Origin of the sequence: Sinomonas atrocyanea (assembly GCF_030812675.1) — a bacterium.
GTDB lineage: Bacteria > Actinomycetota > Actinomycetes > Actinomycetales > Micrococcaceae > Sinomonas > Sinomonas atrocyanea_B.
The window spans coordinates 36538-56327 of sequence record NZ_JAUSTE010000010.1; the positions used below are offsets into that span (position 1 = coordinate 36538).

At 73.4% G+C, this 19790-nt stretch carries 18 protein-coding genes and 1 tRNA gene; 4 read left to right on the forward strand and 15 right to left on the reverse strand.

Annotated features, from left to right (window positions below; genetic code table 11):
- Window positions 1–12: 12 nt before the first annotated feature.
- The gene (locus tag J2W20_RS14000; protein ID WP_307007293.1) at window positions 13–5055 is read right to left on the reverse strand and encodes an ATP-dependent helicase; all 5043 of its coding nucleotides are present in this window, start codon (window positions 5053–5055) and stop codon (window positions 13–15) included.
- 131 nt (window positions 5056–5186) lie between these two features.
- Between J2W20_RS14000 and J2W20_RS14005 the strand changes: the two genes are divergently transcribed.
- On the forward strand, window positions 5187–5318 hold the full coding sequence (locus J2W20_RS14005) for a hypothetical protein (protein ID WP_307007294.1): 132 nt from the start codon (window positions 5187–5189) through the stop codon (window positions 5316–5318).
- Between the two features lie 242 nt (window positions 5319–5560).
- Here J2W20_RS14005 and J2W20_RS14010 read toward each other — a convergent pair whose 3' ends face one another.
- The 10 genes from J2W20_RS14010 to tadA all read right to left on the reverse strand — a co-directional run bounded on the left by J2W20_RS14010 (window position 5561) and on the right by tadA (window position 13181).
- The gene (locus J2W20_RS14010) at window positions 5561–6208 is read right to left on the reverse strand and encodes a DUF4232 domain-containing protein (RefSeq protein ID WP_307007295.1); all 648 of its coding nucleotides are present in this window, start codon (window positions 6206–6208) and stop codon (window positions 5561–5563) included.
- Between the two features lie 113 nt (window positions 6209–6321).
- Window positions 6322–7518: a sulfite oxidase gene (locus J2W20_RS14015; RefSeq protein WP_307007296.1), complete on the reverse strand. Its 1197-nt coding sequence runs from the start codon at window positions 7516–7518 to the stop codon at window positions 6322–6324.
- A 63-nt stretch (window positions 7519–7581) separates the two neighbouring features.
- Entirely contained in the window at window positions 7582–8769 is a 1188-nt protein-coding gene (locus tag J2W20_RS14020) for a cation:proton antiporter (RefSeq protein WP_307007297.1), read from the reverse strand.
- Between the two features lie 273 nt (window positions 8770–9042).
- Window positions 9043–9127: transfer RNA gene (locus J2W20_RS14025), tRNA-Ser, on the reverse strand.
- A gap of 103 nt (window positions 9128–9230) precedes the next feature.
- A complete protein-coding gene (locus J2W20_RS14030) occupies window positions 9231–10115 on the reverse strand; it encodes a DNA-3-methyladenine glycosylase family protein (protein WP_307007298.1) in 885 nt (294 codons plus the stop codon).
- A 50-nt stretch (window positions 10116–10165) separates the two neighbouring features.
- Window positions 10166–10762: a DNA-3-methyladenine glycosylase I gene (locus tag J2W20_RS14035; RefSeq protein ID WP_307007299.1), complete on the reverse strand. Its 597-nt coding sequence runs from the start codon at window positions 10760–10762 to the stop codon at window positions 10166–10168.
- Between the two features lie 12 nt (window positions 10763–10774).
- The gene (locus tag J2W20_RS14040; protein ID WP_307007300.1) at window positions 10775–11446 is read right to left on the reverse strand and encodes an alpha-ketoglutarate-dependent dioxygenase AlkB family protein; all 672 of its coding nucleotides are present in this window, start codon (window positions 11444–11446) and stop codon (window positions 10775–10777) included.
- The gene (locus J2W20_RS14045; protein WP_307007301.1) at window positions 11443–12111 is read right to left on the reverse strand and encodes a methylated-DNA--[protein]-cysteine S-methyltransferase; all 669 of its coding nucleotides are present in this window, start codon (window positions 12109–12111) and stop codon (window positions 11443–11445) included. The genes J2W20_RS14040 and J2W20_RS14045 overlap by 4 nt, the downstream gene beginning before the upstream one ends.
- Window positions 12108–12608: an RNA polymerase sigma factor gene (locus tag J2W20_RS14050; RefSeq protein ID WP_307007302.1), complete on the reverse strand. Its 501-nt coding sequence runs from the start codon at window positions 12606–12608 to the stop codon at window positions 12108–12110. The genes J2W20_RS14045 and J2W20_RS14050 overlap by 4 nt, the downstream gene beginning before the upstream one ends.
- A 75-nt stretch (window positions 12609–12683) precedes the next feature.
- Window positions 12684–13181 carry a tRNA adenosine(34) deaminase TadA gene (tadA, locus tag J2W20_RS14055; protein WP_307007303.1) on the reverse strand — a complete coding sequence of 166 codons (498 nt, stop codon included), beginning with the start codon at window positions 13179–13181 and terminating at the stop codon, window positions 12684–12686.
- 98 nt (window positions 13182–13279) lie between these two features.
- On the opposite strand from tadA, the gene J2W20_RS14060 reads away from it, so the two are divergent.
- Together J2W20_RS14060 and upp are read left to right on the forward strand one after the other, a co-directional pair.
- On the forward strand, window positions 13280–14062 hold the full coding sequence (locus J2W20_RS14060; protein ID WP_307007304.1) for a phosphatase PAP2 family protein: 783 nt from the start codon (window positions 13280–13282) through the stop codon (window positions 14060–14062).
- Window positions 14063–14121: 59 nt separating this feature from the next.
- The gene (gene upp / locus J2W20_RS14065; protein WP_307007305.1) at window positions 14122–14757 is read left to right on the forward strand and encodes a uracil phosphoribosyltransferase; all 636 of its coding nucleotides are present in this window, start codon (window positions 14122–14124) and stop codon (window positions 14755–14757) included.
- 29 nt (window positions 14758–14786) lie between these two features.
- On the opposite strand, the gene J2W20_RS14070 is transcribed toward upp, so the two are convergent.
- The 3 genes from J2W20_RS14070 to J2W20_RS14080 all read right to left on the reverse strand — a co-directional run bounded on the left by J2W20_RS14070 (window position 14787) and on the right by J2W20_RS14080 (window position 16989).
- Window positions 14787–15602, reverse strand: a complete 816-nt coding sequence (locus J2W20_RS14070; RefSeq protein WP_307007306.1) for a hypothetical protein — start codon at window positions 15600–15602, stop codon at window positions 14787–14789.
- Window positions 15599–16186: an RNA polymerase sigma factor gene (locus J2W20_RS14075; RefSeq protein WP_307007307.1), complete on the reverse strand. Its 588-nt coding sequence runs from the start codon at window positions 16184–16186 to the stop codon at window positions 15599–15601. Before J2W20_RS14075 ends, J2W20_RS14070 begins: the two co-directional genes overlap by 4 nt.
- 110 nt (window positions 16187–16296) lie before the next feature.
- Window positions 16297–16989, reverse strand: a complete 693-nt coding sequence (locus J2W20_RS14080; protein WP_307007308.1) for a protein tyrosine phosphatase — start codon at window positions 16987–16989, stop codon at window positions 16297–16299.
- A 201-nt stretch (window positions 16990–17190) separates the two neighbouring features.
- Here J2W20_RS14080 and J2W20_RS14085 point away from each other — a divergent pair, with 201 nt between their 5' ends.
- Entirely contained in the window at window positions 17191–17565 is a 375-nt protein-coding gene (locus tag J2W20_RS14085; protein WP_307007309.1) for a VOC family protein, read from the forward strand.
- 33 nt (window positions 17566–17598) lie between these two features.
- Here J2W20_RS14085 and J2W20_RS14090 read toward each other — a convergent pair whose 3' ends face one another.
- On the reverse strand, window positions 17599–19776 hold the full coding sequence (locus J2W20_RS14090; protein ID WP_307007310.1) for an ATP-dependent DNA ligase: 2178 nt from the start codon (window positions 19774–19776) through the stop codon (window positions 17599–17601).
- Window positions 19777–19790: the final 14 nt, after the last annotated feature.

Here is a 19790-nt window from a genome sequence, read left to right on the forward strand (position 1 = left end):
ACGCTCTGGTCCTCACGCTCTGATCCTCACGCCGCGAGGGGTCGAGTAGGCCCCGGCGGCGGTGAGGGCGCCCGCGAGCGGCGTGTCGAGGAGGTCGTGGCCGTTGACCTTCTCCATGGCCAGCTTGTCCACCGCCCCGCCGCGCACGACGCCGACGAGCGCCTCCGCGGCGGGCACCAGCACGGCGTCGTCCTCGGTGAAGGCCAGCAGCGTCTTGCCGCCGCGCTCGACGTACAGGGCGAGCGCGCCGTCGACTGTCACGACGAGCGCGCCGGCCTTGCGGCCGGGCCGGTGGCCGGTGGCGGCCCCGGGGACCTCCGGCCAGGCGAGGGCGGCTCCGTAGGGGTTCGCCGGGTCCGTCGCGGCGAGGGCGAGCGCGTCGAGCGGCGGGGCGGCGCCCGGGTCCTCGGAGACGTCGTCGCGTGTGAACTGCCGCAGCCGGTCCACCGTGGCGGGGACGGCGAACTGGGCGGCGCCGAGCCGGTCCACGAAGTAGCCGCGGCGGCACACCCCGGACTCCTCGAGGCGCGAGAGGACCTTGTAGAGCAGCCCGAAGCCGCCGGGGACGTTCTCGGCCATAACGGATCCGCGTGTGAGGACGCCGTAGCGGTCCATGAGCAGCTGCGCGAGCGCGTGGGTCTTGATCGTCGTCTCGAGCTGGACCGAGTGCACGGCGGACCAGCGCCCGGCGGCCATGGGAGGAGCCGTGGCCGAGGGCGCGTCGAAACCGCGGGCCCCGGCGGCGCCGAGGCGGCTGACGCCCCGGAGCGAGGTGCCGATCCGGCCGCCGCGCAGGCCCGCGTGGCCGAGTGAGCGCACGCGCGGCGTCCTGGAGGGCTGGCGGTGGGCGGTATGGCCGGCGTCGAGCATGGCCCGCACGGGCGCGAACGTGTCTCCCGTGAGGCGTCCTGCCCACACGAGGCCCCAGATCAACTGGAGCACGGCGTCGTCGGGCGGGACCGGACCCGCCTGGTCGCCCTCGCCTCCCGGGTCGCGGGCGGCGTCCGCCACCTGGCGGAAGAAGTACCCCCCGCCGCCGGCAAGGAGGTCGAGGATGCGCTGCTGCGCGGCGTCGGGCGCGAACTCGGGGTCCGGGGCCAGGGTGAGCGCGGCAGACTCCGCCAGGTGCAGGCTGATCCAGCCGTCGTTGCCGGGGATAGGCCCGGCCCCCGTCCAGAGGACCTCCCCGCTGGCCATGAGCTCGTCCAGCAGCGCCGGCGTGTAGTCGGAGACGCGCGAGGGCAGCACGAGTGACTCCCACGCGCTCGCAGGCACTGGCACGCCTGCGAGCTGGTCCACGGCCGTGAGCACGCCGTCGAGCCCCTTGAGGCTGCCGCGCGGGCGCGGCCTGCCTCGGCTGTCCTTGGCGTCGCCGATGTGCTGCCAGGCGGCGAGGAAGCGGGCGAACGCGGCCTGCTCCACCGGCTCGACGTCGGCCCGCAGCGCGGCGAGCGAGCGCCGGCGGACCCTCCTCAGGACCTCGGCATCGCACCATTCCTCGGCCGGGGACGCCGCGGAGTCGCCGGCGCGGGGGCGGAAGGAGCCCTCGATGACGCGGCCGTCCGCGGCGAGCCGCTTGAGGGTGGTGTGCACGACGGCGACGCCGAGCCCGAGCCTGGCCGCCGCCTCTGGCGCGGTGAACGGCGCGTGCGTTCGTGCGTACCGGCCCACCAGGTCGCCGAGCGGGTCGGCGACCGGCTCGATGAACGCGAGCGGGATGCCCACCGGCAGGGGCACCCCGAGCGCGTCCCGCAGCCGGGAGGCGTCCTCGACGGCGGCGTACCGCTCCGCGCCCCCGACGGTTACCACCAGGGCCCGGCGCGCCGACACCAGTTCCTCCAGGTCCGCCGCGACGGCCTCCAGATGGGGTTTCGACTCCGCTGCGCTCCGCTCGACCACCGTTCGGGCGGCCACCTCGTCGACCGACAGCGGCCCCAGCAGCCGGAGCAGGTCGGCCGCGCCCTCGAGGCCCTTGAGCTTCCGGTCCTCGGCCAGCCGCTGGAGTTCGCGCTCGGTCTGCTCGATCACCTTGGGGTCGAGCAGCTCGCTGAGCTCGGCGCGCCCGAGGAGTTCGTTGAGGAGCGTCGAGTCGAGGGAGAGTGCGGCCGCGCGCCGCTCAGCCAGCGGCGAGTCGCCCTCGTACAGGAACTGGGCGACGTAGCCGAACAGCAGGGACCGCGCGAACGGCGAGGGCTGCTGGGTGGTGGTCTCGACGAGCTGGAGCTCGCGCCGTTCCACCGCCGAGGCCACGTCGCGGAGAGCAGGGAGGTCGTAGACGTCCTGGAGGCACTCGCGCACGGCCTCGAGGATGATCGGGAACTGGGGGTACTTCTTGGCCACGTCGAGCAGCTGCGAGGCGCGCTGGCGCTGCTGCCACAGGGGCTGGCGCTTGCCGGGGTTGGGCCGGGGCAGGAGGAGGGCGCGGGCGGCGCACTCGCGGAAGCGCGCGGCGAACAGGGCTGACCCGCCGACCTCCTCCGTGACGATCCCGTCGAGCTCGTCGGGGTCGAACACGAACAACTCGGCGCCGGGGGGCTCGTCCTCCATCATGGGCACCCGCAGCACAATGCCGTCGTCGGCCGCCATGGCGGAGCCGTCGAGGCCGTACCGCTCGCTCAGCCGGCGCCCCACGGCGAGGGCCCACGGTGCGTGGACGGGCATTCCGAAGGGGGAGTGCAGCACCACGCGCCAGTCGCCGAGCTCGTCCTGGAACCGCTCGACGACGAGGGCGCGGTCGTTCGGGACCAGGTTGGTGGCCTGCTTCTGCTCGTCGAGGTACTGCAGGAGGTTGCCGGCGGCGAAGGCATCGAGCCCCGCGGCTTCGATGCGGGCGAGGGCGTGCTCCCGGTCGGCACCCGAGACCTCGCGCTGGAAGGCGCCGAGGGCGCGTCCGAGCTCGACCGGCCGGCCCGCGCCGTCGCCCTTCCAGAAGGGGAGCTTGCCGGGCTGGCCGAAGGCGGGGGAGACGAGGACCCGATCGTGGGTGATGTCCTCGATCTTCCAGCTCGTGGCCCCGAGCGCGAACACGTCCCCCACCCGGGACTCGTAGACCATCTCCTCGTCGAGCTCGCCGACGCGGCGGCCGCCGCGCGCGGCCTGCGACGCCGTGGTGCCCTCCTCTTCGCTGCCGACGATGAACACGCCGAAAAGGCCGCGGTCCGGGATGGTGCCGCCGGAGGTGACCGCGAGCCGCTGGGCGCCGGGACGGCCCTCGATGGTCCCCTCCGTGCGGTCCCAGACGATGCGCGGGCGGAGTTCGGCGAACTCGTCGGAGGGGTACTTGCCGGAGAGGAGGTCCAGTGTCGCGTCGAAGGCGGAGCGCGGGAGGGTGGCGAAGGGGGCGGAGCGGCGGACCACATCGAACCACTCCTCGACGTCGACGGGCCCGAGGGCCGTGGCGGCCACCGTCTGCTGGGCGAGGATGTCGAGCGGATTGGCCGGGACGCGCAGGGCCTCGATCTGGCCCGCGAGCATGCGCTCGACCGTGATGGCGGTGTGCACGAGGTCCGCGCGGTGCTTGGGGAACAGGACGCCCTGGGAGACCTCGCCGACCTGGTGGCCGGCGCGGCCCACGCGCTGGAGGCCGGAGGCGACCGAGGGCGGGGACTCGACCTGGATGACGAGGTCCACGAGCCCCATGTCGATGCCGAGCTCGAGGCTGCTCGTGGCCACCACGCAGCGCAGGCGCCCGGTCTTGAGGTCGTCCTCGATCTGGGCGCGCTGCTCCTTCGAGACCGACCCGTGGTGGGCACGGGCCAGCACCGGCTCCGCGCCGGCGCTCTGGCCCGCCTGAGCCATCATCTCCGCGGGGGTGCGGCGGGACAGCGTCGCGGCGACAGCCTCGGCGGCCTGCCCCGCGGTGGTGGGCCCTCGCTCCTGTCCCGTCCCGGGGCCGTCCGCGAGGGGCTCGTCCCACACGCTCGGCTGCATCCGCTCGGAGTAGATCTCGTTCAGGCGGCCCGTGAGCCGCTCGGCGAGTCGGCGCGAGTTGGAGAACACGATCGTGGACCGGTTGGCGAGGATCAGGTCGACGATCTTCTCCTCGACGTGCGGCCAGATCGAGGCCTGCGGCTGCAGGCCCGAGGCGGGCCCCGCATCGTGCGCTGCGGCCGCGCCCTGCAGGTCGCTCATGTCCTCGACCGGGACGGTGACCGTGAGCTCCCAGGTCTTCGCGGCCGGGGGCGCCACGACCTCGCACGGGGCACGGCCGGCGAGGAACTGGGCCACGAGCTCCTTGGGCTCGACGGTCGCCGAGAGCCCGATGCGCTGCGCCGGCCTGGGCAGGATCGCGTCGAGGCGCTCGAGGGTCACCGCAAGGTGCGCGCCGCGCTTGGTCCCGGCGACCGCGTGCACCTCGTCCACGATCACGGTCTCGACCTCGGAGAGCGTCTCGCGGGCCTGCGAGGTCAGCATCAGGTACAGCGATTCGGGGGTGGTGATGAGGATGTCCGGCGGATTCGAGAGCAGGGCGCGCCGGTCCGAGGCCGAGGTGTCCCCGCTGCGCACGCCCACGCTCACCTCGGGCACCTCGACGCCGAGGCGCCGGGCCGTCTGGGAGATGCCGATCAGCGGCGCGCGCAGGTTCCGTTCGACGTCGACGCCCAGGGCCTTCAGCGGCGAGATGTAGAGAACCTTCGTGTGGTTCTTCGGCGCACGACGCCGGCCCCCGCCGCGCGCGGTCGCCGCTCCGGGCGTGGGGGCCGGCTCCAGATCCGCGGCGCCCAGACCGGGAAGTGCCGCCTCCTCGGGCCGGGACGGGACGGCAGGCGCCCCGGACGGCCCGGGCGGGGCGGCGCCGCCGTGCGCCAGGAGGCGGTCGAGCGAGAAGAGGAAGGCCGCGAGCGTCTTGCCGGAGCCGGTGGGTGCCACGACGAGCGCGTGCCGTCCCGAGGAGATGGCCTCCCAGGCACCGGCCTGGGCGGGCGTCGGGCGGCGGAAGGCGCCCAGGAACCACTCGCGGGTGGCAGCGCCGAAGCGGTCCAGCACCGCCACGTCTCCGGCTGCCACGGCCGGGCCCTCCTGAACACCCTGTCTCACCCGACCATCATCCTCCATGCCCCCGACATTCCTGGGCCGCGCGGCCCTGCTGCTGGGGCCGCCATGCACGGCTGGCTTTTATTTATTTCTCCGGTATGGTCGTTGGCACAGGTATTCCAGTTTTCGAATCCACATATCAGGGAGCTGAAATGTCGGGAAAGTCGCCACGAAGTTCGAAGAACCTCAAGCAGGGGCGGTCCATCAAGGAAAAGCGGGCCGACAAGAAGGCGAAGGCCGCCACGGAGCAGTTCCTGCCGCGGCGGCGCAAGGGCCCCCTCTGAGCGAGGGCCCGGCCCGGTGCCGGGCTCCCCAGGGGGTCCGCCGGCAGCCCGGCTCCGCGGCGTCGCCGCGTTGAGCAGTCCACGGGTGCCGGCGCGGACGGCCGGAGTGCTCTGAGCCTCCGGCCGTCCCTCTTGCGGGGCACCTGGGCTGCGCGGGGAAAAGCCGAGGCCGGCGAATTCCCTGAACAATTGTCCTAGGAAATTCCCCGGCCCCGGATGCGCAGATTATCCCCGCGCGGAAATCAGGAAGGCTGGAAGGCGCGCAGCGTCAGCAGATGGATGTCGCCATTCGAGCAAGCCGTGACCTGGGCGGGAATGAACAGCGACCCGTAGTCCTCCGGCGGGTACACCCGGTAGCCCGCGGCGGTCACCGCCGTGCACCCCGTGTAGTTCCTCGCCTGGTGCAGTCCGAAGTCCGCCGCGCCGCTCTGGCCGGGCTGGAGCACGATCGGCACGACGGGCACTGTGGTGTCCCGGTCGGCCGGTGCACCGATGGGGGCGCCGGTGGGTCCGTCGGTCAGTGAGACGCCGGCAAAGCCCTCGAGGAGGCAGGGCGACTGGGAGACGTTCTTGAGGGCGATCTTCTGGTACACGGTCCCGGCGGCACCGCCCGCGCCAGGCTGCAGGCTGCCCTGGAGCTGGTTCGCGACGCATCGGGCCACTCCGCCGGCAGCGGGGGTGGAAGCGGCCGCGCTGCCCGTGCCCGGCGTCGCGCTGTCGGATCCCGTCGGGGTTCCGCTGGGGGAGGGGCTCGCGCTCGAGGACGCGGGGCTGGGCGAGGCGGACGAGGGCGACGCGGCCGGCTGGGCGCCCCCCGTGCCGCACCCGGCCAGCACCGCTGCGAGGGCGAGCGGTGAGAAGAGAGCAAGGCTGCGCTGGACGCGGTTCATATTCCCACAATTCACTCCCGTCACACTGGCGTCAAGGCACGACACGGCCACAGTCCGGCCACGGCGTTCTGTGGCCCCCGTGGCCCCGGGGGCGGGGGCGGGACGGGGCTGCCTCAGGCGCGCACGTCGACCGTGGTCTCCTGGACGGCGTTGTTGCCCATTCCCTGGAACGTCCAGGCCTGCTCGAGGGGCTGGACGTGGCCGCCGGCGTCAGTGGCGCGGCTGGCGAGCGTGTGGGTGCCCGGAGCAGCGATCCAGGGCAGCGTGAACTCCTGCCACGCGTGCGCTGCGCCCGGAGGCTCCACCTGTGCCTCCGCCCAGGCCCCGTCGATCGCGACCTCGACCCTCACCACCGGCCCGTCGCCCGACCAGGCCCTGCCACGGAGCGTGGTAGGCCCGGCTCCGAGGGTCCGGCGCCGCGTGAAGAAGTCGGGCATGCCGGGCGGGACCATCAGCGAGCGGACCCTCATGCGGCCCACCGGCTCGCCCGGATCGTCCGCGTCCCGCGAGTAGCGGTAGGTGCTCTCGTTCTGGAACACGTGCGCGGGCCTGTCGAGCACCTCGATCGAGGCGAGCCACTTCACGCTCGCCATCCCGTACCACCCCGGCACGAGGAGCCGCAGCGGGTATCCGTGCTGGGGCGGGAGGGGCTGGCCGCCCATCTCGTAGGCGAGGAGCACCTCGGGGGCCATCGCCTCGTCCACCCGCAGCGAGCGGGCGTAGTCCTGCTCGAGGCCGCCCTGGACGCCGCGGTCGGCGCCGGTGAAGACGACGTCGACGGCCTCGGCACCGATGCCGGCCTCGGCCAGGAGCGGGGCGAGCGGAGTCCCGGTCCACTCCGCAGTGCCCACGGCGCCCGTGTCCCACGGGATGCTCTGGGGGCGGGGCTCGAGGCGGCCGCGTCCGTTGCCGGCGCACTCGAGGGTGACTGCCGCCGTGCGGCGGGGGCGCCGCCGGATCTCGCTGAGGGTGAGGTTGAGGGGATGTCCGAGTGACCCGTGGATCCTCAGGCGCCAGTCCTCAGGGTGCAGGTCTGGGATGTCGAAGTGGACCACGGTGTAGTGCAGGCCGGGCGGGGTCAGGTGCCAGCGGAGGGCCTCGAGCGGAGCCGAGTGGTTGCGGCGGGCCAGCTCGAGCTCTTCGCCGGTGACCGGCCCTGTGAGGGGCGGCCGCGGCGGGGCGGGAGCCGCCCCGGCGGAGCGGCCGGCTTCTGGCGTGCCGGCGCCGGCCCGGGCGGCGTCCTGGACCGTCGCGGCCTGGGCCGTTTCGTGGTGGTGCGGCCGGTGCGGAGTGCTGATCTTGGCTCGCATGCGGCCAGTGTGGGCTCGGACGTGGACGGTGTCCAGAGCCGCGTCCCCGGGGTGGGCGCGGTCCTACTGGGCCGGTCGGGCGCCCCCGTCGGCGGGGGCAGCCGGCCCCGGCGCCGGGGGCGCCCCCGCGGCGCGCTGGGCGGCCCAGGAGGCTGCCGCCGTCGTGCTCCCGATGGTGAGGAGGGCGCCGAGGAGGAGCGCGGAGTCCTCGCCAGGGGCGAGGACTCCGAGGCTGCGTCCGATCGTCGCGGCGGCGACCGGGACCCCGAGCTGGGCAGCCGAGCCGATCGCGAACGGCAGGGGGAGGCCGGTCATGCGGCCCACGGCATGGGCGACCACCGCGCCGACGCCGAGCAGCAGGCCGAGCACGATCATCTGCGGGTGGCCGCCGAGCTGGCGCAGGTCGATCGAGGCGCCGAGCCACACGAAGAACACGGGGCCCAGGAAGCCGTCGTTGAGGGCGAACAGCTGACGTGCCAGCCTCCGAGGCTCGCCCACGGCGGAGACCGCGAGGCCGAAGGCGAAGCCCGAGAGCATGACCGACACGTGCGTGAACACGGCCAGCCCTGCCAGCGCGAACAGGATCGAGAGCTGGATGCGCAGCTCCAGGGCGAACTTGCGCTCCTCGGAGAAGCTGTGGAGCCGCTGCCGCGAGCCGTCCCTTTCGAAGTGCCGCAGTGCCCACCAGAGCACGACGGCGCAGACGGCCACTGCCAACGCCCCGATCGCCTTGGGCCTGGCGTTGGCCGGGTCGATGGCGAGCGGCAGCGCCACGATCGCTGCAACGTCGGCGAGCGCGACCTGGGCCGTGAGCTCGAGGACGCTGCGGCCGGTGAGTTTGAGCGAGTCGACGATCGGCAGCACGAGGGCTGCGGAGGACGAGGCCATGAGGACCACATACAGGGGAGCATGGGCCGAGCCGATCAGGAGGGCGATCCCGATGCCGAGCGCGGCGGCGACGGCCGATGTCACGACCGTCCGGAGGGCACCCTTGCCGACGGCCTCCCGGATGGTCCGGTCCCGCACCGGCACATGGGTTCCCGCGACGAACATCATCAGGGCGAAGCCGAGGTCGGCGAGGAAGGCCAGCGTCTCGTTGCCGGAGTCGACCCAGCCGAGCAGCGACTTGCCGACCACGACGCCGGCGATGAGCTCGCCGAGCACGAGCGGCAGGTGCCAGGACTTCCTGGCCGCGAGTGCCGGACCGAGGAGCGCGACGATGCAGATGAGGGACAGCTCGACGAAGGACACCTCTCGTGCCCTCACCCGCTCCGGGGCGGGAAGTCCGCGATCCTGACGGGGATGAGGTCGGAGCGGACGTGGGCGTTGGCCTCGTCGAGCCATGTCGCGGCCATGGGGTCCCTCTCGTTTCAACGCTGTGGGCGGCATCCTACGCTGTGGGCAGTGGAACGAGCAGGTGCAGCCGGCGATCTGCCCGCCCCCAGCCGGGCTCGGTCGGCGCAGGGAATGACAAAGGCCTCGCGATCCCCGGGATTCCGGGGAAGGCGAGGCCTTCGTGCTGGGCGGTGGTGGAGGGATTTGAACCCCCGTTGGGTTGCCCCAAACATCATTTCGAGTGATGCACCTTCGGCCGCTCGGACACACCACCAGCAGGCATCTACTCTACCGAGTCGGGCCGCCGAGTCCAAACTGGGGCGATGCGCCGGGCCCGGCCCCGGCCTCCGCTGTGCCCTGCCTCGGCCGCCGGGTGCTCAGCGCGTGTAGGCCGTGGCGGTCCACAGGTGCACGAGTGCATAGGCCCGGAACGGCCGCCACGCCTCGGCGCGGCGGGCCGCCTCGGCCGCGCTGATGCCGCCGAGGGCGCGGCGCAGCACGAGGTCGCCGGGGGCAAAGGCATCCGGTTTGCCGGTGCGGACCTCGAGGTAGTCTGCGGTCCAGGGGCCCACGCCGGGGACCGCGAGGAGCTCCTCACGCGTGAGCCGCAGGCCGGTGTCCCCGGGGGAGTGGCTCCGGTCCGCGAAGGCCTGTGCGAGGGCGCGGACCGTGCGGGCGCGGGAGGACGTCAGGCCGACGGCGGACTGGAGGTCCTCGGCGCGGACCCCGGCGAGGGCAGCGGCGGTGGGGAACTGGGCCAGCAGGTGGGGGCCGGGTTCGCCGTAGGCGGCGACGAGCCGGCCCGCGAACGTGCGGCCCGCCGCGAGCGAGACCTGCTGGCCCAGCACGGTCGTCACGGCCGTCTGGAAGGCGTCCGTCGTTCCGGTGACCCTCAGCGCGGGCCGGGCGTCCACGAGGGGCCGGAGGAGCGGGTCTGCCCGCAGGGCCGCGCGGACGGGCCCCAGATCGGTCGCGAGGTCCAGCCACGCCCGGACCGCCGGGACCACGGGCGTGACGACCTCGTGGGCCGCGCGGACGGCGAGGTCCACGCCGTCGGCATCGAGCCGCACCGAGACGGCGACGGGTCCGCCCGCGGTGTGGACGAGCCGCTCGTGGGTGCCCGCGGCGAGGTCGGTGCGCTCGGCGCCAGGCACGGTGTGGGCGGCGAGGCCCGCGAGCATCGCGGCGGGAGCGAGGCCGCCCGGGGCCTCCAGCCGGAGGGGAGCAGCGGCGGCCTCTGGATGGCGGGGCTCCGACGCCATTCCGCCGTGCTCAGGCACTGTCGACCCCGCGCTGTGCGCGACCACCGGGGCTACGCCCACACGCCCGAGCTGCCGCGGCGATGGCTGCCCACGAGGTGGGTGTCGATGATGCCGATGGCCTCCATGAGCGCGAACATCGTGGTCGGGCCCACGAACGCGAAGCCCTTCTTGCGCAGCGCCTTCGAGAGCGCGATGGATTCCGGCGACGTGGACGGGATCTCGGCGAAGGAGGCGGGCGCTGGAGTCTCGGCGGGCTGGAACGACCACACGAACTCCGCCAGGCCGCCCTCCTCGCGCAGCGCGAGCGTGGCCGCGGCGTTGGTGACGGCGGCCTTGATCTTGGCCCGGTTGCGGACGATTCCCCCGTCGAGCATGAGCCGCTCGACGTCCTCCGGCGTGAACCGCGCGACCGCCTCGGGGTCGAAGCCGGCAAAGGCCGCGCGGAACGCGGGCCGCTTACGCAGGATCGTGGCCCACGAGAGGCCCGCCTGGAAGCCCTCGAGGCAGATCCGCTCGTGGACGCCCTGCTCGTCGCGGACGGGCATGCCCCACTCGGTGTCGTAGTACTCGCGCATGAGCGCATCCGCGCTGGCCCATACAGGCCGGGACAGGCCGTCCTCGCCGGTGATCAGTGCTGCCTCGGCCACGGGGGTGCTCCTTCAGTCCAGTCCGGTCACGCGGAGGGTGATGTTGATGCGCCCGGCCTCGAGGCCGCACCCGGAGGGCGCGGTGCCCGGGTAGGTCTTCATGACGCCGTGGAAGGCGAGCCGCGCCGGACCGCCGAACACGAAGAGGTCGCCGGAGGCCAGCACGAGGTCCTCGTACGGCCGGCCCCGCGACTCGGAGTTGCCGAAGCGGAAGAGGCAGCTGTCGCCGACGGACAAGGACACGACCGGCTCGCGGGAGACCTCATCCTTGTCCTGGTGCATGCCCATCCGGGCGGCGTCGTCGTAGTAGTTCACCAGGGCCGTGTCGGGGGCGTACTGGCGGGCCGCCTCGCCGGGGCCATAGGCCTCGGCGACGGCGAGCCGGCCCACGCGCGCGAGCCAGTCGGGCAGCGGCAGCACGCGGGCCCCGTTGACGTCGGTGGCCTCGCGGGAATAACGGTAGGGCTGCCAGTGCCAGCCCAGGCACACGGTCTTCACGGACATCTCGTGTCCCCGCACGGCCGCGGCCCGAGGTGGTACCGGTCCCGCGGACCACTGGCGGAACTGCCCGGTGATCCATGCCTGCTGCTCGAGGGTGAGCCACCCGGGCACATGCACGGCGCCCGGTGCGAGCTCGTGGCGGGGCCGCTCGAGCAGGTCGTCGCCGAAGAGCGTGCCGCTCACGCGGCCGCCTCCAGGGAGAGCAGTGCCGTCTTCGCCTCCAGGCCGCCGATGTAGCCGCCGAGGCTCCCGTCGGAGCGCAGCACCCGGTGGCACGGGATCACGAGCGGTAGGGGATTGGTCGCGCACGCAGTGCCGACGGCGCGGACGGCCTTCGGGTTCCCCACGGCCCGGGCGACCTCGGTGTAGCTCTCAGTGGCGCCGAAGGGGATCTCGCCGAGGTGGGCGAGGACGGTGCGGCGGAACCCGGCGGAGAGGCTCAGGTCCAGGGGCAGGTCGAAGCGCGTGCGCCGTCCGGCGAAGTACTCCTCGATCTCCCGGGCGGCGGAGCCCAGGCGGCCGGGGGCCTCGAGGATGCGCGGGCTGAGCCGGTCGGCGAGTGTCTGCAGGACGGCGTCGAGGCCCTCGCGTTCGAAGGCCACCCGGACCAGACCGCGTTCGGTCGCGGCGACGAGGAGCTGGCCCAGCGGCGAGTCGACCACCCGGTAGGCAACGTCGAGCAGTCCCTCCCGGCCGGCCTCGGCCGCCAGTGTTCCGCGCAGCCGCTCGAGGGTGCCGGGCTCGATGGCCGTCAGGTGGGGTGCGACGGCAAGGTCCACGGTGCCGAGGGCGGCCAGTTCGGCAGGATCTGCGCCTGTCGAGGTCGGGTCGGTGTGGGGGCGGTTCATGAGGGGTCTCCTTCCGGCAGCAGGTCTGCCGAGACGAGGGCGCGCAGCTTCCTGAGCCCGTCCGCGGCGGAGCGGCGGGCAGCGGCGGGAGTGCCGCCGACGATCGCGGCGATCTCCCCGAAGGGCAGGTCGCCGAGGTAACGGTAGGCGATGACGCGCCGCTGCTTGTCGGGCAGGCGTGCAACCTGGCCCCACACGCCGCTGTCCGGCGGGGCGGGGTTCCCGAGGGGCGAGCGTCCCTCCGGCACCGACTCGATCGGGACGGCGCGGCGCCCCGCTGCCCGGACGGCGTCGAGGGAGCGGCGGTGGGCGATGGTCACGAGCCAGGCCTCGACGTTGGCATCGGGCGGGAGGTCGGTGTAGGCGCGGAGGGCCGACAGGAAGGTCTCCTGCCAGACGTCCTCGGCATCCAGCGGGCCGACGACCGCGCGGCACACCCGCAGCACCGAGGCTCCGTGGAGCTCGACGAGCTTTTCGAAGGGCTGTTTCGTGTCCATCACCATGAAGACGCCGGGGAGGCCGGAAATGTGAGGTCGCCGGCCGAGGTCATGGCCATCATTCCACCCATGGCCTCAGCGGTGCTGGGCGAAGAACCCGCGCAGGAGCGCCCCGCACTCCTCGTCGAGCACACCCGGGTAGACCTCGACCCAGTGGTTGAGGCGCCGCTCGCGGAGGATGTCGAACACGCTTCCGGCCGCGCCGGCCTTCTCGTCCCAGGCGCCGAAGACCACGCGTGGGATCCTCGCCAGGACGATCGCGCCCGCGCACATCGCGCAGGGCTCGAGGGTGACCACGAGCGTGCAGTCGGCCAGCCGCCAGCCGTCGCCGTCGCCCTGGTGCGCGAGCGCAGCCGCCGCCGCGCGGATCGCCTGGATCTCCGCGTGCGCCGTCGGATCGCCCAGTGCCTCGCGTTCGTTGCGCCCGGCCGCGACCACCGCGCCGTCGGGCCCCACGACGACGGCCCCGATCGGCACGTCCCCGGTCGTCTCGGCGGCCCGCGCCTCCTCGAGGGCGCGCCGCATCCACGAGACGTGGGCGCGGTCCTGCGTGTGCGGTCCGGGGGCGGGCATGGCTCCAATGATAGGTTCGGGCGCAGACGGCGCGGCCCGGCCTCAGCCGGCCGCACCCCGTCGCACCCGGCCGGAACGCCGGGGGAGAGGAGGCGCGCGTGGACGAGGGAGGCACGCTGGGCCGCTGGGCTGCCGAGATCGGCCGCCGGCTCGGCCCCAACGCCACGATGTGGATGGTGCTCGCCGTGGGGGCTGCACTGACCCTCGGGTTCTCCTGGGCCGGCGGCGAGGTGTACGAGTCGGTGGTGAAGCGGGACGAGCTCGCGGCGCTGGACCAGCCGGTGCTCGATTGGGCGGTCTCCGCCCGGACCCCGACCCTCGACGCGGCGGTCACCGTCGTCACCGACATCGGGGGCGGGGTGATCGCGCCGATCGTGGCGGCCGTGGCGATGGTGCTCCTGGCCGTGTGGATGCGCCACTGGCGGCCCCTCGTCCTCGTGCCGGCGGCGGCCCTCGGCTCGCTGTCCGCGACCGTCTTCGGCAAGCAGCTCACCGGACGGGCCCGGCCGCCGCACGAGCTCGCGGTCCCCCCGTACGAGTACTCCGCGTCCTTCCCGAGCGGGCACACCCTCAACGCGACGGTCATCGCCGGGATCGTGGTCTACCTCGTCTGCCTCCGGGTCCGCAGCGCGTGGACCCGGACCGCGGTGATCTGCCTCGGCGCGGTCTACGCCCTCGGGATCGGCCTCTCCCGGGTCTTCCTCGGCCACCACTGGCTCACCGACGTCGTGGCCGCCTGGTTCCTGGGATGCGCGTGGCTGACGGTGGTGATCATCGCCCACCAGGTCTTCCACCTCGTGCGCCGCTCACGGGCGGAGCACGCCACCGGCGAGGCCGCGCCCGACGGCGGCGGGCGGGTGCCGCCGTCGTCCTCGCTCTGACGAGAAGGCGAGGGCAGGACGGGGTGAGCCCGGCAGGCGGGGCTGGTAGGTTCTCTGCCATGCGAACTCTCGTCGTCGACCACCCCCTCGTCGCGCACAAGCTGACCGTGCTGCGGGACAAGAACACCTCCAGCCCGGTGTTCCGGCAGCTGGCTGAGGAGCTCGTGACCCTCCTGGCCTACGAAGCCACCCGTGAGGTGCGCACCGAGCCCGTGACGATCGAGACCCCAGTCACCACCACCGTGGGGACGGCCTTCACCAAGCCCACCCCGCTGGTCGTGCCGATCCTGCGGGCAGGCCTGGGCATGCTCGAGGGCATGGTCAAGCTCGTGCCGACGGCGGAGGTCGGCTTCCTCGGGATGGCCCGGGACGAGGAGACGCTCGACATCGTCACCTACGCGGAGCGGCTGCCGGAGGACCTCACGGGCCGCCAGGTCTTCGTGCTCGATCCCATGCTCGCCACCGGGGGGACCCTGAGCGAGGCCGTGAAGTTCCTCTTCCGCCGCGGGGCCAGCGATGTCACCTGCATCTGCCTGCTGGCCGCGCCCGAGGGGCTCGAGCGCCTCGAGAAGGGCCTAGGGGATGCGAACGTGAAGATCGTCCTCGCCTCGATCGACGAGCGGCTCAACGAGAAGGCCTACATCGTTCCCGGGCTCGGGGACGCGGGCGACCGCCTCTACGGCCTGGCCAAGTAGCGGGCCCCCGCGCCGAAGGGCCTGCCGTCCTACGGCAGCTTCGGCAGCAGGCCGGAGAGCAGCGACGGCGACGTGGGCGCAGGCGGCAGGTGCGGCATGGTGGGCACCGCGCTGGGAGCCAGCGAGGGCGGGCTGAGCGGCAGCTGCGGGAGCGGCACCCCGGGGACGCTCGCCGCCGGAGCGGGAACGGACGGTGTGACGGGCGACGCCGGCCGGGTCGACTTGGGGGAGACGCCTGCCGGGCCCTGGGTGCCCTCGGGCGCCGACGTGCTCGTCGGTCCCGGTACGGCGGGCGCCACCCGGGCCGGCAGCGGCGCCTGGCCGGTCCCATCCGGGGACGGTGCCTGGCTGGGCGCGGTGTCCACAGCACTGGTGCCGCTGCCCGGCCAGAGGTGGAAGCCGTCCTGGGCCACGGCGGCCGCGCCGGCGGAGGCCGCACCGGCGGTGATCGCGATGATGAGCGCTGTCGTGGCCGGGCGGCCGCGCCGCCGGCGGGACCGCGAGCGGGTGCTGCGGGCCGCCTCGAGGTCCACCACCGTGGCCGGCGCGGGCTCGTGCTCGGTCTCCGGGAGCTGCTCGGGGGCGGCAGGCTGGAGGGCGGTGACGGCGGCCGGGAGCTGTTCGGGGGCGGCGGGCTGGAGGGCGGTGACGGCGGCCGGGGCGGCCGCGGCGGCGCCGGCGGCGAGGAGGCTGCTGAGCCGGCGGTTGGGGAGCACAGGTTCGGACTCTGCGAGCCCGCGGAGCTCGGCGAGGACCGGACGGAGGGACTCGGCGTCCTCGGAGTCCAGTCCCTCGAGGAGCTCGTCGACGACGTCGAGGTCGTCCGGGTCAAAGGCGGAAGTCATGGCCTGCTCAGTTCTGTGGTCGGCACGTGCGTGCGGAGTTCGTTCAGGGCCCGGCGCTGGAGCTGCTTGACGGCGCCCGTGGTCCGGCCCATGACCGCGGCGGTCTCCTCGATCGAGAGGTCGGCGACGATGCGCAGGAGGAGGACTTCGCGGTAGTCCTCGGAGAGCCTGCTGAGGAGGGCGAGCGCGCCGCTGTCGGCGACGACGGCATCCTCGGGGGTGGTGGCCGCGCGGCGGGGATCTGTCTCTGCCTCGTGGGGCACCAGGTAGGGGGTCCTCGCCCTGCGCCGGTGATGGTCGACGGCGCGCCCGTGGGCGATGGTGAAGGCCAGGGCCTTCGTTCCCGCGAGGCCGCCGATGAAGCCGGGCCCCTCATCGGTGCCGCCCTGGGTCAGCCGTGTGTAGAGGGCCAGGAAGACGTCGTGCGTCACGGCGTCGGGGTCGTCAATGCCCCGCGCGCGCAGGTAGCCCCTGACGGGGCCGGAGTACTCGCGGTAGGCGGCGGTGAAGAGTGCTTCCGGGCTGTCCTGATCGTCCGCGGCGATCACGACTCCGGGGTCCTCGCTCGTGTGCAACCACTCCATCCTGTCCATCGGCCACGGCGCATGGCGCCCGTGGGGGACGGGCACTGTGCCGGTTCGTGCCGGAGCCGCCGCAGGGGCGGCTCCGGCACGGTCAAACACCCTACCGCAGGTTACTGGTGGAGGGTGCTGCCGAGGTCGGAGGGCACGGCAGGGACGCTCGGGGCGGCCGGGACGCTGGGCAGCGAGCCCTGGGCCGGGACAGCGGGGACGCTCGGGAGGGCGGGCGTGCCGGGGACCGCACCCTTGGCGGCGGATGCGGCGCTGCCGACGGCCTGCTTCACGGAGCCGGCGGCGGCCTGGGCGTCGAGGCCCTGGCAGTAGGCGGCGATGTTGGCCTGGCCCTTGGCCGCGACCTCGAGGCTCTTGAAGCCGGCCGAGGAGGCGTTGAGCGAGCCGTTGGCGTCCGCGTGGCACAGGCCGACGAGGTCGAGGTCCGCGGCACCGGTGGAGCTGCCCTCGGCGGAGGAGCCGGCGCTGCCGGCAGTCTTCTGGGCGTCGGCGGCCGCGCCCTGGGCCTGGGAAGCCGCCTTAGTGGCGGCGTCCTTGGCCTGGGCGGCACCCTTGGCCGCGACGTCCTGGACCTTCTGGCCCGCGGCGGTGGCATCGCCCTTCGCCGCGTCCACGGCGGTCTGGGGCGCCGGGGCGCCGAGGATCTGGTGGGCCACGCCCTGGGCCTCGGCCGGAAGGGCGCCGGTGTACGCGGCGGTTCCCACGCCGCCGACCGTGAGGACACCGAGCGCGGCGGCGCTGGCGGCGATCTTGCCCGACGTGAGGCCAGAGGTGATGACGGTGAGGATCGACATGGATCGGCTCCTAAGGATCGAAGTCAGTGGACAGGACGCCAAGCACGCGCCCTACACCCCTTGAACCGACCGGTGCCGTGGAAAGGTCACTCGCTCCCGAGAATTTTTTCTGAGATGTTTCCAGATCGCTGCGGACCGTCCCCGTCCGCAGCCGTCCGCCGGTCCCTTCCGAGGCCGTCCGCCCGCGTCTAGCGTGGGCGCATGGACTGGAAAATCGAACTGGCCTTCATCCCCGTGAGCGACGTCGACCGATCCATCGACTTCTACGTCAACAAGGTCGGCTTCCACCTCGACTACGACCAGCGGGTCAGCGAGGACCTGCGCTTCGTGCAGATCACCCCGCCGGGGTCCGCGTGCTCGATCGCGTTCGGCGAGGGCCTGTCCGAGAAGCCGCCCGGCACCGCGGCCCTGCAGATCGTGGTCGCGGACATCACCGCGGCGCACGACGAGCTGGCCGCCCGCGGGGTCGAGGTCAGCGACGTCCAGGTCCTCGACTGGGGCCACTTCGTGAACTTCGAGGACCCGGACGGCAACCGCTGGGCGATCCAGTACCTCCCGAACCGGCCCAACGGCTGACTCGCCTGCGCGCCGGCTGCCGCCGCGGCAGGCCTACCGGTCCCCGCTCAGCACCGAGGACAGGTCGTAGCTGACCGGTTCCTCCAGCTGGTCGTAGGTGCAGGACGAGGGAGCCCGGTCCTCCCGCCACCGCACCCACTGGGCGGTGTGCCGGAAGCGGTCCCCCTCGGTGTGGTCGTAGCGCACCTCGGCGACGCGTTCCGGCCGCAGCGGGATGAAGGACAGGTCCTTGTTCGCGTTCCAGCGCGAGTGGGCCGCGGCGGTCGGGGTGCGCGGGGTCGACTGGTCCCGGTTGTCCGGTGCCTCCTTCGCGGGCTGGGCCCACGCCCACGGATGGTCGTCGAAGGTCGTGACGAGGGGCTGCAGCTCGGTGAACAGCTCACGCCGGCGAGCCATCGGGAATGCCCCGACGACCCCCACCGAGTGGAGCTGGCCCTTGTCGTCGTGCAGTCCCAGGAGCAGGGAGCCGACGGCGTCGGTCTCGTCCTTGTACAGCCGGTATCCGGCGACGACGCAGTCCGCCGTCCGCTCGTGCTTCAGCTTAGACATGATCCGCTTGTCCTCGGCGTAGGGCTCACCGAGCGGCTTGGCCACGATGCCGTCCAGGCCTGCCCCCTCGAAGGCGGTGAACCACTCCAGCGCTAGGGCCGGGTCCCGGGTCGCGTCGGTGAGGTAGACCGGCGGCTCCGCGCCCTCCATGGCCTCCTCGAGCGCCGCCCGCCGCTCCGCGAACGGGCGCTCGACGTAGTTGGCCTGCCCCAGCGCCAGCAGGTCGAACGCGACGAAGCTGGCCGGCATGGCGGCGCTGAGTTTGGCGATGCGTGACGCCGCCGGATGGATCCGCTGCTGCAGCGCGTCGAAGTTCAGGCGGTCCCCGGACTCGGGGTCCACCAGGATGATCTCGCCGTCGATGACCGAGTGGTCGGGGAGGTTCTCCACGAAGGCGGCGACGAGCTCCGGGAAGTAGCGGGTCATGGGCAGGGCATTGCGCGAGCCGATCTCGACCCTGTCGCCCGAGCGCCAGACGATTGCGCGGAAGCCATCCCATTTGGGCTCGTAGAGGAAGTCCCCTTCCGGCAGCTTCTTGACCGGCTTGGCGAGCATCGGCCCGTACGGAGGTGCGATGGCGGTGCCCCACTCGGCGTCCCGCTCCGCCTTGGGCGCCAGGTAGTCGGCGTCCAAGCGGTCGGCCTTGCGCTTGCTGGGCGGCACGCGCGGCGGTTCGCCGGGCATCTTGGGGTAGTCGGGCGGGAAGTTCAGCTCGCCGAGCCCGCGCTCGAGGTCCCGCTCCCACAGCGCCAGTGCCCCGCCGACGTCGCCCGCGGTGCGGTCGATGTCCGTCCAGGGGCATTTCCGGCTGGCCAGGAGCGCCGGGACGGTCCGCACCGTGAAGTCGCGCGGGTCGGCGTCGGCCAGCTCGTCCCAGGTCAGCGGGGTCGAGACCGGCGCGTGCGGCAGGGGCCGGGGCGAGTACGCGGCGGCGATCGTGCGGTCCCGGTTGGCCTGGTTGAAGTCGACGAAGACCCGCTCGCCGCGCTCCTCCTTCCACCAGAACGTGGTGACCAGCTCCGGCAGCCGCCGCTCGAGCTCGCGGGCGATCCCGATGACGCCGTGGCGCACGTGCTGGAACTCGTGCGTGGGCCGGATCCGCGCGTAGACGTGGACGCCCCGATTTCCGGAGGTCTTCGCGTAGGCCGTGAGTCCGGCGTCGGCCATGACCTCGCGGAGGGCCTGGGCCGCGGTGACGGCGTCGGCGAACGTCCGTCCCGGCTGGGGGTCCAGATCGATGCGCAGCTCGTCCGGGTTGTCCAGATTGGCGGTGCGCACCGGCCACGGATGGAAGGTCACCGTTCCCATCTGGGCGGCCCAGGCCAGCGCAGCCGGCTCGTCGAACACGAGCTGGTCGTGGCGCCGGCGGGACGGGTACGTGCACGTCACCGTCCGCAGGTAGGCCGGTGCGCCCCGCGGCGGCCGCTTGGAGAAGAACTCCTCGCCGTCGATCCCCTCGGGGAAGCGCTGCAGCGTCATGGGCCGGTCCCCGTTGAGGTGGAGGAACGGCGTAGCCACCGCCAGCAGATATCCCGCCAGGTCCCGCTTCGTGAGGGGTCCGCCGCCGTCGGTGCCGGGCCAGAGCACCTTGTCCGGGCTGCTCAGCTTCACTTCCCGTACGCCGTCGGGGCCGTCCACGCGCAGGATCTCGGAATCCGCCATGGGCCCACCGTAGC